The organism is Pseudoclavibacter sp. 13-3 (genome assembly GCF_021168475.1).
Lineage (GTDB): Bacteria > Actinomycetota > Actinomycetes > Actinomycetales > Microbacteriaceae > Pseudoclavibacter_A.
Genome location: NZ_JAJOZT010000005.1, coordinates 124750 through 139027, shown reverse-complemented (window position 1 = coordinate 139027; position 14278 = coordinate 124750). Strand labels below are relative to the sequence as shown.

12 protein-coding genes and 1 tRNA gene are annotated in these 14278 nt (G+C 64.7%); 8 read left to right on the top strand and 5 right to left on the bottom strand.

Annotation, left to right across the window (positions count from 1 at the left end):
* The first annotated feature begins 150 nt into the window (after nt 1-150).
* The 4 genes from eno (at nt 151) to LRX77_RS09435 (ending at nt 4004) form a co-directional block, all read left to right on the top strand.
* On the top strand, nt 151-1428 hold the full coding sequence (gene eno / locus LRX77_RS09450) for a phosphopyruvate hydratase (RefSeq protein ID WP_231832647.1): 1278 nt from the start codon (nt 151-153) through the stop codon (nt 1426-1428).
* A gap of 15 nt (nt 1429-1443) precedes the next feature.
* On the top strand, nt 1444-1974 hold the full coding sequence (locus tag LRX77_RS09445; protein WP_231832646.1) for an FtsB family cell division protein: 531 nt from the start codon (nt 1444-1446) through the stop codon (nt 1972-1974).
* Nucleotides 1975-2015: 41 nt separating this feature from the next.
* Nucleotides 2016-2495: a DUF501 domain-containing protein gene (locus tag LRX77_RS09440; protein ID WP_231832677.1), complete on the top strand. Its 480-nt coding sequence runs from the start codon at nt 2016-2018 to the stop codon at nt 2493-2495.
* 75 nt (nt 2496-2570) lie between these two features.
* Complete coding sequence (locus LRX77_RS09435; protein WP_231832645.1) at nt 2571-4004, top strand: NAD(P)/FAD-dependent oxidoreductase; 1434 nt, start codon at nt 2571-2573, stop codon at nt 4002-4004.
* 514 nt (nt 4005-4518) lie between these two features.
* Here LRX77_RS09435 and LRX77_RS09430 read toward each other — a convergent pair.
* Both LRX77_RS09430 and LRX77_RS09425 read right to left on the bottom strand, forming a co-directional pair.
* On the bottom strand, nt 4519-5415 hold the full coding sequence (locus LRX77_RS09430; RefSeq protein ID WP_231832644.1) for a M48 family metalloprotease: 897 nt from the start codon (nt 5413-5415) through the stop codon (nt 4519-4521).
* 8 nt (nt 5416-5423) lie between these two features.
* Nucleotides 5424-6026, bottom strand: a complete 603-nt coding sequence (locus LRX77_RS09425) for a LemA family protein (RefSeq protein ID WP_231832643.1) — start codon at nt 6024-6026, stop codon at nt 5424-5426.
* Between the two features lie 108 nt (nt 6027-6134).
* On the opposite strand from LRX77_RS09425, the gene LRX77_RS09420 reads away from it, so the two are divergent.
* Nucleotides 6135-6208: transfer RNA gene (locus LRX77_RS09420), tRNA-Leu, on the top strand.
* An 87-nt stretch (nt 6209-6295) separates the two neighbouring features.
* Here the strand turns inward: LRX77_RS09420 and LRX77_RS09415 are convergent.
* Nucleotides 6296-6892, bottom strand: coding sequence for a hypothetical protein (locus tag LRX77_RS09415; protein ID WP_231832642.1), 597 nt, complete (start codon nt 6890-6892; stop codon nt 6296-6298).
* Between the two features lie 263 nt (nt 6893-7155).
* Here LRX77_RS09415 and LRX77_RS09410 point away from each other — a divergent pair, with 263 nt between their 5' ends.
* Entirely contained in the window at nt 7156-7938 is a 783-nt protein-coding gene (locus tag LRX77_RS09410) for an NADPH-dependent oxidoreductase (protein WP_231832641.1), read from the top strand.
* Between the two features lie 39 nt (nt 7939-7977).
* On the opposite strand, the gene LRX77_RS09405 is transcribed toward LRX77_RS09410, so the two are convergent.
* Nucleotides 7978-8850 (bottom strand): AraC family transcriptional regulator, encoded by an 873-nt coding sequence (locus LRX77_RS09405; protein ID WP_231832676.1) that lies wholly within the window; start codon nt 8848-8850, stop codon nt 7978-7980.
* 129 nt (nt 8851-8979) lie between these two features.
* Between LRX77_RS09405 and LRX77_RS09400 the strand changes: the two genes are divergently transcribed.
* The gene (locus LRX77_RS09400) at nt 8980-12066 is read left to right on the top strand and encodes an immunoglobulin-like domain-containing protein (protein WP_231832640.1); all 3087 of its coding nucleotides are present in this window, start codon (nt 8980-8982) and stop codon (nt 12064-12066) included.
* A gap of 239 nt (nt 12067-12305) precedes the next feature.
* Here the strand turns inward: LRX77_RS09400 and LRX77_RS09395 are convergent, their stop codons facing one another.
* On the bottom strand, nt 12306-12977 hold the full coding sequence (locus LRX77_RS09395) for a helix-turn-helix domain-containing protein (RefSeq protein ID WP_231832639.1): 672 nt from the start codon (nt 12975-12977) through the stop codon (nt 12306-12308).
* A gap of 254 nt (nt 12978-13231) precedes the next feature.
* Here LRX77_RS09395 and LRX77_RS09390 point away from each other — a divergent pair, with 254 nt between their 5' ends.
* Nucleotides 13232-14275: an ABC transporter substrate-binding protein gene (locus tag LRX77_RS09390; RefSeq protein WP_231832638.1), complete on the top strand. Its 1044-nt coding sequence runs from the start codon at nt 13232-13234 to the stop codon at nt 14273-14275.
* The last annotated feature ends 3 nt before the right edge of the window (nt 14276-14278 follow it).

The window sequence follows — 14278 nt, the reverse complement described above, 5'->3', positions numbered from 1 at the left end:
GGCGGGGTCTGGCGAAGACAACGTAGACTGTTGAGAGAACCCGTATCAGCACCGACTGTCGCCCCGCGGCGGCGCATGGCTGCCTGCGGGTTTCACACAGAGATCACGAGCCGAAGACATCACCTTCGGAGACCCTGAGAGGCATTCAGCATGGCAGGCATCGTTTCGGTTTCAGCACGCGAGATCCTGGACTCGCGCGGCAACCCCACCGTCGAGGCAGAGGTCACCCTCGACGACGGCACCCTCGGTCGCGCAGACGTTCCCTCGGGTGCGTCCACCGGCCAGTTCGAGGCTATGGAGCGTCGTGACGGAGGCGACCGCTACCTGGGCAAGGGAGTGCTGGGCGCAGTCGAGTCGGTGAACACCGAGATCAGCGATCTGCTCGCCGGGCGTGACTCCGCAGACCAGCAGGGCATCGACGAGGCGCTCATCGCGCTCGACGGCACCCCGAACAAGGCTCGCCTCGGCGCCAACGCAATTCTCGGCGCATCGCTCGCCGTGGCACGGGCCAACGCTCTGTCGAAGCAGCAGGAGCTCTACATCTCGGTCGGCGGCGACGCTGCGGTCACCCTGCCAGTGCCCATGATGAACATTCTCAACGGCGGCGCACATGCCGACTCGAACGTCGATTTCCAGGAGTTCATGATCGCCCCGATCGGGGCGAAGAGCTTCGCCGAGGCGCTGCGCTGGGGCAGCGAGGTCTATCACACCCTCAAATCGGTGCTGAAAGAGCAGAAGCTCAGCACCGGCCTGGGCGACGAGGGCGGCTTCGCACCGAGCCTCGGGCACAACGCCGACGCCTTCGCCGTCATCACCGAGGCGATCGAACGTGCCGGCTACCAGCTGGGCAGCGACATCGCGCTGGCACTCGACGCCGCATCCAGCGAATTCTTCAGCGACGGCAGCTACCACTTCGAAGGCGAGTCGCGTGATTCGCAGTGGCTCATCGACTACTACGACAGTCTGGTCAGCGAGTACCCGGTGGTCTCGATCGAGGACGGTCTCGACGAGAACGACTGGGCCGGCTGGAGCGCCCTGACCGCGAAGCTCGGCGATCGCGTGCAGCTGGTGGGCGACGACCTGTTCGTCACGAACCCAGAGCGTCTGCAGCGCGGCATCGACGACCAGGCGGGCAACTCGATTCTGGTCAAAGTGAATCAGATCGGTTCGCTCACCGAGGCGCTGCGTGCCGTCGAACTCGCTCAGACGAACGGCTACAGCGCCATGATGTCGCATCGCTCGGGCGAGACCGAAGACACCACGATCGCCGACCTGGCCGTCGCCACCAACTGCGGCCAGATCAAGACCGGTGCCCCGGCACGCAGCGAGCGTGTCGCCAAGTACAACCAGCTGCTGCGCATCGAGCAGCAGCTCGGCGACCGCGCGGTCTACGCAGGCGCAACGGCGTTTCCCCGGTTTGCGAAGTAAGCAGCGCGACTGCAGATGAGCGAACAGCGACAGGGGCGGCGGTTTCCAGCGTTCCCCGTGATTCTCACGGTGGCGCTGGTCGCCGCCGCCCTGCTGCTGACGCCGAACATCCGCCTCTACGTCGAGCAGCAGCAGCAGAAGCAGCAGCTGCAGTCCGAGGTCGACCAGCAGCGCAGCGAACTCGGCGAGCTGCAGCAGGAGCGTGCACGCTGGGACGATCCCGCGTACATTCGTGCGCAGACGCGCCAACGCCTCTATTTCGTGGTGCCGGGCGAGACGACCTATGTCGTGGTCGACGGCGACCAGGCGAAGAGCGCCGATGACCGCGCGCACCAGACGCCGAGCCAGAGCGTGACCAGCAGCGATCAGAAGTGGACCGATCTGTTGGGGTCGTCGATCGTTCAGGCGGGTGTCGGAGACCAGCCACTCGACGGCGACCAGACGCAGAGCGACGCCGGTCAGCCTCCGTCGAACGACGACGACCAGGGCGACCAAGGTGGCCAGAACGGTCAGAACGACCAGGGTGAGCAGCAGGAGCAGCAGTGACCGAAGCACAGAACGACGTGAGCGAGCGCGACCTCGAGATCATGACCGAGCAGCTCGGCCGGCCGGTGAGGTCGGTCGTCGCGGTTGCGGCGCGAACCGGCGACGGCACTCCGACCGTGGTGAGCACCGCGCCGCGGCTGGCTGACGGCACGCCGTTTCCAACCTTCTACTACCTGACGCATCCGGGGCTGACCGCAGCGGTCTCGAATCTCGAGGCGGTCGGGCGCATGAACGACTTCAACCAGATGCTCGCCGATGACGCAGAGCTCGCCGAGCGGTATCGGCGCGCGCACGCGGCCTACATCGCCGATCGCGAGAAGCATGGCGAGGTGCCCGAGATCGCCGGTGTCTCAGCGGGTGGCATGCCCACGCGAGTGAAATGTCTGCACGCACTCGTGGGGCACGCGCTCGCCGCCGGACCAGGTGTGAATCCGGTCGGTGACCTGGTGCTCGAACAGGTAGGCTGGGACAACCTCCACGGCACCTGCGCGCGGCCCCGCGTGCAACCTGATGCAATCTGAGACGGTCCCGAGACCTCGCAGGCGCTTTGGAGTAGATTGATCCATGTTCGTCAACAAGTCTGCAAAAGGAACGTCGTGACCAAGATCCTGATCATTGGTGGTGGCTACGCGGGTTTCTACACCGCGCGCACACTCGAGAAGCTGCTGAACCCCGGCGAGGCCGAGGTAACTCTGGTCGATGCTCGACCCTATATGACCTACCAGCCCTTCCTGCCTGAGGTCGCGGCCGGGTCGATCGAGCCTCGCCACGTGCTGGTGCCGCACCGTCGCCACCTGAGCCGCACGAACCTCATCAACGCCAAGGTGACGGCGATCTCGAACGCCGACAAGCAGGTCACCGTTCAGGCCGAGGGCGGTGCCCCCTACGAGCTGGACTATGACGTCCTCGTCGTCACGTTGGGCGCCGTCTCACGCACCTTCCCGATTCCGGGCATCGCCGAGAACGCGATCGGTCTGAAGTCGGTCGAAGAGGCCGAATGGATTCGCAACAAGGTGACTACGAACTTCGACCGTGCGGCGAACCTGCCGACCGGCCCCGAGCGCCAGCGCCTGCTGACGTTCGTCGTCGTCGGCGGCGGCTTCGCAGGCATCGAGGGCTTCGCAGAGGTGCGCGGCCTGGCCACCAAGCTGCTGAAGTTCTACCCGCAGATCAGCGAGAGCGAGCTGGAGTTCCATCTCATCGAGGCTGCAGACCGCATCATGCCCGAGGTCTCGCTCGAGACCGCGAAGTGGGTCATCGACGACCTCAAGAATCGCCACGCGACGATTCACCTCGAGACGCAGGTCACCAGCGCGGTCGACGGCATCGTCGAGACCTCGAAGGGCGATAAGTACCCGACCGACGTGATCATCTGGACCGCTGGTCAGATGGCCAACCCGGTGCTGCGCAACAGCGACCTGCCGCTTGAGCCCCGTGGCCGTCTGCGCCTGCGCGCCGATCTGCGCGCCGAGACCGACGACGGCGTGCTCGACAACGTGTGGGGCGCCGGCGATTCGACGCAGGTTCCCGATGTGACCGGCAACGGCCTGCCGTTTGACGGCTCGTGCGTGCCGAACGCTCAGCACGCGGTGCGCCAGGCGAAGCGCCTGGGCAAGAACATCGTGGCCTCGCTGCGCGGCGATGCTCCGATCGACTACGTGCACAAGCCCGCTGGTGCAGTGGCCGGCCTTGGCGTCGGCAACGGCGTCTTCACCGGCGGCCAGAAGAAGTTCTCGCTCAAGGGCTTTCCGGCATGGGTGTTCCACCGCGGCTACCATGGTCTGGCGATTCCGATGTGGGAGCGCAAGTTCCGCGTGTTCGGCGACTGGTGGCACCAGCTGTGGATCGGCCGCGACCTGGCGACCACCAGCCACGGCGTCGAGCCCCGTGCCTTCTTCGAGGAGTTCGCGTCACGCCCGCGGCCGAAACCTGCCGAGGCAGAGAAGCCTGCCGAGAACAAGGCCGACGCGAAGGCTGCCGAGGCAAAGGCGGCTGACGCCAAGCCCGCTGAGAAGGCTGCTGCGAAGTAGTCGCACGGTTTGGGCAGCGTCGCACAGATCGACGCGAATCTGACTGTGTCAGCAGAGCCCTGAAGCCCCGCACCTCGTGTGCGGGGCTTCTCTGCTGTCTGGGTGATCTGTGGCCCGGTGATTCCGGGTTGTTCTGCTTTCTGCAGGCTGCCGTTCCTGCTCCGCCGGCGTGACCTCCCCAGATCCTCCCAAGTCCCTTGCCCCTTCTTGCCGCCCCTGCTTTGCAAGTTGCGCCTGCCCGTCTTGTTTTTTTGGGCGTTCTTGCCATTCCGAGTCTCCAGTGGCGGCAGCGGCTACCATCGGCTCAGCCGATCAGCGCATCTCGCAAACGGCGGGGTCGTGAAAGGGCCAATGAGACGTCGTGACGGCAAGCACGTGATTGGGGGAGGCCGTGATCAGGCAGGGGGAGAAGGAACCGAAGGCGTGGCGGCATCAGAGTGTCTGCGAACTGCGGATGCCGCCGCGAGGCCCCGAGCAGAAGGCATCTGACTCGTTGTCGGCCGAGTCGATGCTCTCAGAACTTGTCGGCGTTGTTGAGCAGCCGGCGGATGCGATCGGGAATTGGCGGGTGCGTTGCGAAGAGCTTGTCGACGAACCCCTTCTTCAGCGGATCGGCGATGTACATGTGGGCCATCGCCGAGTTCTGCCGAGCCAACGGCTGCGAATACCGCTGCAGCTTGTCGAGTGCACTGGCCAGCGCCTCTGGATCTCGTGTGGTCAATGCCCCGGTCGCATCTGCCAGGTATTCTCTCTGCCGCGACACGGCCAGCTGAACCAATGTTGCTGCTAACGGGGCCAGTACCGCTGCAGCGATTCCGATGATCAGCATGATCGGATTGTTGCCGCCGCTGTTGTTGCTGCGGTTGCCTCCGGTCATCCCACTCCAGAATGACATGCGCATCAAGATGTCTGCGACCATGCCGATCGCCGCGACCAGGCCGAAGACGATCATGTTCAGTCTGATGTCGAAGTTGCGCACGTGCCCCATCTCGTGTGCCATGACCCCCGTGAGTTCACGATCGGTCATCAGCTCGAGAATGCCGCTGGTCGCACACACAATGGCATGCTCAGGGTCGCGGCCGGTCGCGAACGCGTTGGGCGCGGGGTCGTCCATGATGTAGACCTTGGGCATCGGGGTGCCCGTGGTGATGGCGAGGTTCTCGACGATGCGCCACAGCCGAGGGTTTTCGGCCTTGGTGATCTCACGCGCACCGCTCATGGCGACGGCCGCCCGGCCAGCCATGAAGTACTGGATCACTGCATAGACGCTGGCTCCGACCAGCGCCCAGATCGTGATCGTCCAGTTGCCGAAGAGCAGGCTTGCGGCGTACCCGAGCAGCGCGATCAGCACGACGAACATCAGAATGATGAACACCGTGTTGACCTTGTTGCGGCGGATGGCTCGATACATGAATCAGGTCAGAACTGTACGCGCGGGGGCTCTGCGATCGCGCTGGGATTGTCGACCTCGAAGAACTCGCGGCTGGTGAACCCGAAGGCACCCGCGATGATGTTGGTCGGGAAGGTCTGAATCTTGGTGTTCAGCTCACGCACACCACCGTTGTAGAAGCGGCGAGACGCCTGAATCTTGTCTTCAGTGTCGACGAGCTCTTGCTGCAGGTGCAGAAAGTTCTGGTTCGCCTTGAGGTCGGGGTATGCCTCGGCGACGGCGAACAGGCTCTTCAGCGCACCCTGCAGGTGTCCCTCGGCGACAGTGGCCTCGGCCGGGGTGCTCGCGTTGATCGTCTCGGAGCGCGCCTGAGTGACCGCCTCGAACACGCCTTTCTCATGCGCCGCGTAGCCCTTGACCGTCTCGATCAGGTTCGGCAGCAGGTCGGCTCGACGCTTCAGCTGCACCGTGATGTCGCTCCAGGCTTCGTCGACGCGCACGCGCAGACGAACCAGAGCGTTGTACGTGGCCCATAGCCAGATGCCGATGATCACGACGATCGCGATCACGACAATGAGGGTGATCCATCCAGCGCCCACAATGATCTCCTTGTTCAAGTCTTCAGCGAGCATGCCGCCCGCAGCCTTAACTCTACAGAGGGTGCCTGACACAGCCGCTAAGATGGCAGAGCGTGCGATGTGCTTGCAGCGGAATATCCTGCCGACGCACCGCTCGTGTCAGCCCCCATAGCCCAATTGGCAGAGGCAGCCGACTTAAAATCGGCCCAGTGTCGGTTCGAACCCGACTGGGGGTACGACCCTCTCGTCTGCCAGTGTCTGGTGTGACACCTGACGTCTCTTGAATGGGAAGACGTCACGACGTTCAGAGAGAAGGTGTGTGCTCAGCTCACGCGCCGAAACTGGCCAGCGCCTTCGGTGCGGATCTGGGCGGAGACCACCTGTGCTGACGCATCTGGAGACGGGGCAGGAGTGACGTCGGAGACGACGTCGGTCGATTTGGTGTTCGGAGACGCGGAGTTGCGGGTGCTGCGCGACCACCACGATGTCCATGAACGTGATCGCTGCGTCTCGTGCGTATCGGCACTGCGGCGAGATGCGCGAGTCTGGCCGACGACGTCTCCGGCTTGTTCGCCCAGGGCAGTCTTCGGCGACAACATCGTGGCTGTGCCTGCCGGCTGTGATGCCGCGGGAGTCTTGGTTGCCGGCGCCCTCTTCGGTGTTGTGGACGCTGAGGCCGACGCACGCGAATCAGTGGGCGGCCGGTAGGGGGCGGCCGCTTGGGCGCGCTTCTCTCGTTCTATGCGAGCGCGTCGCAGCGCCTTCTCCTGCTCGTACTCTCGGAGGGCGGTCCGCGTGCCCGCACGAACCGCTTCACGCACGACGACGTAGAGCAGCAGCAGGCTGACGACGACAACGAGGAGCGATCCCGCCACGATGAGCAGAACCAGTGCGACTGCGGTCACCTCGATGTTGGCCATATCACCCTCCCTGTGCTCTCAGAATTCTATGAGAACGTGATGGGAATCGGGGCGACATGCGCACGGGAGTGATCGAATCGTTACACAAGGATGGGGCAAGCGCCCGCACGTTCCCGAACAGCGTCGTGAAGATTGTGAAGCGTCGCGCCTTCTGGTGGAGCGATGGCCGATCTCACGAGTAGGCTCTGCAGACAGGGTGGACCCGTCGGGCTTGCGCGCGCACGCAGACGATCTTCCGTGCCCGCAGCAGAATGGAGAAACCAGTGTCCGAGTCCGTCACATCTCGCGAACCCGCTCCGAACGAGACGATCGCCGCTCAGCTCGCGCACCGCAGCATCCGCGCGTACACGGCTGAGCCGATCGACGAGGCGACCATGCAGAGCCTGCTTGACGTCGCGGCGCAGGCGGCGACCAGCAGCTTCTATCAGCAGCGAACGATCATCCGAGTGAAAGATCCCGAGGTGCGGCAGCGCATCTTTGAGTCGTCGGGCCAGCCGTACGTCGGTGGCGCGCGGGGCGAGCTGCTCATCTTCGTCGTCGATCTGCACCGTAACGCACAGATTCGTGCGCGGCAGGGGGCCAGCCTCGAGCCGCTCGAGAGCACTGCGCTGTTTCTGCAAGGCGTCGAAGACATCCTGATTGCGGCGCAGAACGTGGTCGTGGCCGCTGAATCCCTTGGGCTCGGCACCGTCTACTTGGGCAGCATCGGGGGAGACCCCCGCAAAGTCATCGACGCGCTCAGGCTGCCCAAGCGCACCTTCCCGCTGGTCGGCCTGCTGATCGGCCATGCCGACCAAGAGCCTCAGCTCAAGCCGCGCTTGCCGAAAACGCTCACGGTCGGCGTGGACGCCTACCCCGATCTCTCCGACCACGACGAGGCGCTCGCAGCCTACGACGAGATCGTGCAGACCTATTACGATCTGCGTGACACGAGCCGTCGCATCGACTCGTTCTCGCGCCAGATCGCGACGAAGCCCGGCAGCGGCGCCGCAGAGCAGGCGCCGGTGCTCGAGGTGCTGCACGACCAGCTGCTGGCGCTGCGGTAGTCGGCGGATGCTGGACAGTCCGTGTGGAGCACGGGCCGGTCAGCGGTGCAGGGCAGGTGCCGGGGCAGCCAGCAGACTGTGGCTCGTTCGCTGGACGGTTGAGGGCAGGAGGCCGAGGTGCTGGCGGAACGCGTGGCTGAACGTCTGCACTGATCGATAGCCTGCGCTCTGGGCGAGGGCGGTCAGGTCGCTCTGCGGTGTCAGCCGTTCGAGCGCGTAGAGCACCCGTGCCACGGTGTGGTAGTGGCTGAACGACATGCCGAGCTCCTTCCTGAACGCTCGTTGCACGGTCTTGGCGCTCACGCCGATCTCGGCTGCGAAACTCGTGATCGATCGATTGTCGGCAGGATGCTCACGCAGCGTGCGTGCCACGGTCTTGATCTGCTCGGTCTGAGCTCGCGGGATATGCGTGGGCAGGGGATGCTGGGCGGCAATTGTGGCCGCGATGTCGATGGTCGTGCGCGTGCAGGCAGTGAGACACAGCCCGAGTCGCTCGATCTGATCGCAGCCGTGCATCAGTCGGTGCGAGATGTGCTGCAGCACGGCGTGCTGTATCTCGGAGCTCATCAGCACGCCGGTCGGGCCGGTCGGGAGTCGAAATGGTCCCGGGTGCACGACTCCCGCTGCGAACACGACGGGCACCGGAGTCGAGGGGTGAGAAGTGCTGGCGGCGAGAGCGTGCGGCGACCTCGTCGACGCCGGAATCCACAGCGCCATGCCTGGTGTGAGCAGGTGGTCGTTCATGCCGATTGAGATGCGGTGCGTGCCTCGGCTCGTGACCATCAGCGTGCCGGCTGGCTCGGCCGGCTGCGGTGTCTCCTGAACGAACTTGCTGTGTCCGATGCCATGTTGCTCGTCTCTCGGCAGGGAATTCGTTCCTTCGATCTTCACAGTCTGCGGCGACTTTGCCATGCTGTTCACGGTCCTTCCTCTGTCTGAGGTGAGCCTTGCCTATGTGTCCGCGCACAAATATAGCAAGGCCTGCCTTATCGACAGATGAAGATGCCTCATTGTGAACACTGAAAAGGAAGTGGCGTACAGATGACAGCTGTCAATGTAGTGAGCGCCGCGCCGCCACGCAGCAGGAGATCACTCCTGCAGCGTGCGGGTGCGTGCACGCTCGGCGTGGCCCTCGTGGTCAGCGGAGCTTTGGGCGGGTCTCTCCAGGCCTCTGCGGCAGAGCAGGACTCGACTCCGGTGACTCGAGACATCTCGTTCACCTCGGAGAAGACGCAGGGCATTCCAGGTCAGTACCAGATTGCCTACTCGTCCAAGCGAGACGCCCTGTACGTCACAGGCTCAAGCGGCCGACCTCCCGTGATGACCAGCACGATCGCCAAGCTCAACCCGGAGACGCTCGAAGTCGAGGCGGTCGCCGATCTGCCCGTGCTGAACCACGACCAGGCCCTGGAGACGGGCGGCGAGGTCACCCACACGGGATACAAGCGCCAGGGCGCGTTCGGCATTGACGTTGATGACGTGAACGGTGAGATCTGGGTCACCAACACGCGCGACAACCAGGTGTCGTCGTACAGCCTGGACACGCTGGACGAGGTGTGGAACAGCTACGACGCCAATTCGCGTGTGCGCGATTCGGCAGAAGACGTGGAGGGTGGTCAGGGAACCACCACCTACGCAGCGGGCACCACCGAGGTCACGGCTGAGCTCTCGCATCCTCGCGAAGTCGCTGTCGACGAGGCGCGTGGATACGTGTACGTCTCTGCGGCGAATCGCGGCGGTGGCAACGACACCGGCGTGATCGTCTACGACGCGAAGACCCATGAGAAGGTCAACGAGATTCACACCGGTGCCGACACCGTGACCATGGGCTTCGCCCTGGACGAGGCGAACGGCAAGCTCTACAGCAGCGACATGAAGCTCGACAAGATCTACGAGATCGATCTTGCGACCCAGAAACTGTCGAAGACCATCGGTCTGCAGACGAACAGCTCGGGCACGACCTTCTCGTCGTCGAACGTGGCGATCGATACGACGCTGGGTGAGATCTACACGTCGAACCAGGGTGGCGGCGATCTCGCGCTGCAGGCCTACGACCTCGAGACCGGGGCGCTCAAGTACGAAGTCAACACCGGTGCGCAGGCGCTCGCCGTAGCCGTTGACCAGGACAAGCACCTGATCTACGTGGCCGACTTCAACCAAGGCACGGTCACCGTCGTCGACGGACTGAGCCACGGCATCATCGAGACGGTGCAGGTCGCTTCCAAGGCGGCCAACCACATCATCGTGGCCGACGGCAGCGCCTACGTCGTCGACAAAGCCGGTGCGCACACGCAGGTCGAGGTGCCCTTTGCACTCGACTTCCTGACCGGTGAGGTCGGATCGAACAACGTCGAGCAGAAGGGGGCGACTGCGGCGCAGACGGCCATCACTGCCGATGACGTGACCAAGATCACCCCCGGGGCAACCACTGCACACGTGTACGTGCAGAACACGACCGAGGTCGTGCCCGGCAGCACGACGACGCCGCTGGTGCTCTCCGGCAGCGGCTTCGCACCGGGCCAGCAGCTCGCCGTCAAGATCGATCGAGATGACTACGGTCAGATCGGTGCGAACGCGGACGAGAACGTGTCAGAGGCGACTCGCGGGCGCATCGTCGCCGACGAGAACGGCAACTTCACCGGTGAGACGATCGTAGTGCCCACGGCCAAGCTCAACGGTGACGCCACGACGGCGGGTGAGCACACGGTGTACCTGCTCGACAGCTCACCTGTGGTCAGTGTCAAGGCGACGTTCCAGACGACAGCCGCACCGACCGTCGCCGCGGCGGCGGGCGAGACCAAGCTCGGCGCGAACAGCCAGGGTGCGATACGGACGGTGAGCTGGTCGAGCGAAGTCACCGCCGACGGCACGATCGAGCTCTCGGGAACCAACTGGGTGAACACGGCAGGCACCGCGGGTGCGCGCATCGGCTTCAAGGTGTTCACTCCAGCGGGGAACGCCATCACGTCGACGTACGAGGTGGAGAACACCGGCGAGAACGCCACTCAGGACGACTGGCGGGCGCGGAATGTGCAGGGCATCGTGCAGGCCAACGCCAACGGCGACTTCACTCTGAGCATTCCGGTGCCGACCACGTCGAACTCGAATGTCCAGACGAACCTCAGCGCGGGGAACACCTTCGAGGTTCAGGTGCTCTCGGGAAGCCTGAGCAAGGATGCGAACGGGACGCTGCTGGATCCTCCCGGCAGCGGCAAGCTCGGCCCGATCACGGTCGTCGATGCGGCAGAACCAGTTGTGCCTGCCGAGTTCACCCCCGCCGCCTACGTTCCAGGTGTCTCGGAGCCCACGGTTATCCCCTTCCAGGGATACCCGGAGACGCTCGGTGACGAGGCAGACCCTGACACGGTGGCTCCGGAGCTGACCGTGCCCGGCGATGTGACGATCACGGTCGGCGACGAGTTCGACGCCCACGAAGGGGTGTCGGCGTCGGATGACGTCGATGGTGATCTGACAGATCAGGTGCAGGTCGAGGGAACCGTCGATACCGCGACAGCGGGCTCGTACACCCTGACGTACACGGTGGCGGACAGCGCCGGAAACACGGCTGAGAAGACGCGCACCGTCACGGTCGAGGCAGCATCACCGGTTGATCCGGTGGACCCGGTTGATCCGGGTCAGCAGGCACCGACCACTGCTCCGGCCGCTCCGCACAGCAGCTCTGACGGGCTGACCGCTGCGAATCAGGGCGACATCTCACTGATCTCTCTGGACGGCACCGTGGCGACCATCGACGTGTCCAAGGTGGCTGCAGACGGAGACTGGCTCTACGTCTACGGTTACACGACGCCGCAGGGGCTGGGCTGGTTCCAGGCCGCTGGCGGTCGAATCAGCGTTGACGCTGCCGCTCTCGGCGCAGGCGATCATCGTCTCACCGTTCAGAACGAAGCGGGTACGCTGCTCGGCTGGGTCGGGATCACCCTGACGCAGCAGGACGTCGATGCTGCAGCAACGTCTGAGACGTCGGAGACATCCGAGACGTCCGAGAGCACCACCTCGGCAAGCGTGCTTGCGCAGACAGGCGCCGGCGTCGCCGGCATCGCCGGCGGGCTCGCGCTGCTGGTGGCAGGCGCCGGTGCACTCGCCCTGACGCGGCGTCGCCGGGTCTGAGGCAGGTAGGTCGGCAGTCTGCTCAGAACGTGAGTGCGAACGCACAAATACGTTCTGAACGAGAGACAAGTTCTGAACGAGACTGACGGACAGGAGGGGCCGGGAGCTGAAGAGCTCTCGGCCCCTCTGCTGCGTCTCTCGGCCCCTCCTCTGGTCTTCACAACCAGCCTGACTCGGAACAGCGGCGGCCAGCGGCTATCTGCTGGAAGCAGAAGCAGAAGCAGAAGCAGAAGCAGCGCTCAGAGCCTGTGAACGTTCACTCCGAGGCCGTAGGCCTCTGGGCGGTCGCCGAAGGTCCGGCGGAAGGTCGCGACAAAGCTGGTCGGGGAACTGTACCCGGTCGCGTTCGCGACTTCTGTCAGCGTGCGGCCTTCGTCGAGCAGCTGCAGGCCAAGGCGCAGACGCGCCTGCAGCCGATACTCGTTCACGGTGCAGCCGGCCTCCGCACGGAACTGACGGAGCAGCGTTCTGGGGCTGAGCCCTCGCTCCGCGGCCCAATCCTGAAGCGACGGGGTGCTCGCCGGGTTCATCTCGATCGAGAGGGCGAGCGCACGGGCCTCAGGGCTTGACGGGCGGGCAAGCCTGACCGCTGGTCTGCTGTTCTGCGCGATCACGGCGACGATGGCGTCGGTGTCGACGGGCGCGCCTTGGAAACGTGCCGTCACGTACGCAAGGATGAGATCGTGCAGGGCGGTGGTGACCGGAATCACTCGGGGTGCGTCTGGCACGGCGCCGTTGTGTGACGGCTCTGCCGAGATGGCGATGCGGAACAGCGGGGGATGCTCCCTGGGCTCGACGCGAAATCTGGTCGCTGCGGGTATCCAGACTGCTTGGGTGGGTGTGGCCCTCCAACGATGCGCCTTGACGACCAGTTCCACAGGCTGTGTCGGGGGCCAGAACAGAGAATGCATCTGCGCCTGCATGACATCACCCTCCTGTCCCAGCGGAACTCACAGCAACCTTACACAGGTGCACCGTTGTGTCATCAGACCTTGTGAAGGATGTCCTCTGCTGCAGGTTCCCGTGTCGGATGCCGATTCCTCGCCCCATGCGCTTGGCGCACGGTTCCGTTCCGCGTTGACTAGACGTTCATGCGGTGTTTCGTCGTGCACATCAGTTCGGCTCTGCTGCGTCGTGCTCGGCCACTCTGGACGATAGGAATTCTGTGACTCTGCGGTTCATGCGTCTCATCGCCACTCGACCCCGAGCGACCCTCGCCAAGGTTGTGGGCTGTGTCATCGGCGTCGCCGTCGCCGCGACCCTCACCGGCTGCGGCGTGGCCTCCACGCCGGGCACGCAGCCCGCATCCGACGGGCAGACGCGCACGGTGGCCGACGCGACCGGCGCGACAGTGACCGTGCCCGCCGACCCGCAGACCGTGGTGACCCTCAGCGAGCCGACCCTGGACGGTGTGCTCGCGCTCGATATGAAGCCAGCAGGCACCACTGCGGGGCGAGGGCTCCAGGCCGCCCCGTCATACCTGGGCGACCGAGCGGCGGGCGTGCCGATCGTCGGCAACGTCGCCAACCCGAACTTCGAAGAGATCGGCAAGCTCAAGCCCGACCTGATCCTCACTGACGGCACGAGCATCAACGACGATGCGCAGATCGAACAGCTCAAGGCGCTTGCCCCGGTGGTCGTCGCAGGAGACGCCGGCGGATCCTGGCGTGACAACTTCCGCATCGTCGGCGACGCGCTCAATCGTGCAGACGAGGCGGCGAAGGTCGTGCAGAGCTATGAGGAGCACGTCGACGACGTCAAGGCGCAGCTGGGCGACTACAGCGGCAAGACGTTCTCGATCGTGCGGTGGCAGGGCAATACGGCGTCACTCATTCTTCAGGAGCTGCTGCCCGGGCAGGCCCTGACCGACCTGGGCCTGCAGCGGCCGGCGAGTCAGAATCGAGAGGGGGCGGGGCACAGCGAACCCGTCTCGCTCGAGAACCTGAGCGAGATCGATGCCGACTACATGTTCTTCGGCACGCTCGGCGGCTCGTCGGTCGACAACAGCGACGCCGGCGGGGCCAGCGATGAGGAGGCCGCTAAGGAAGCCCTGCGCCAGGCGGTGGCCGTTCCCGGCTTCACGAGCCTGAACGTCTATCAGCAGCAGCACGTCTTCCTCGTCGACGGTTCTCGGTGGACCTCGACTGGTGGGCCGCTGCTGATGGACTCGCTCATCACCGACGTGCAGAACAAACTGGCAGGAGAGTAGCCG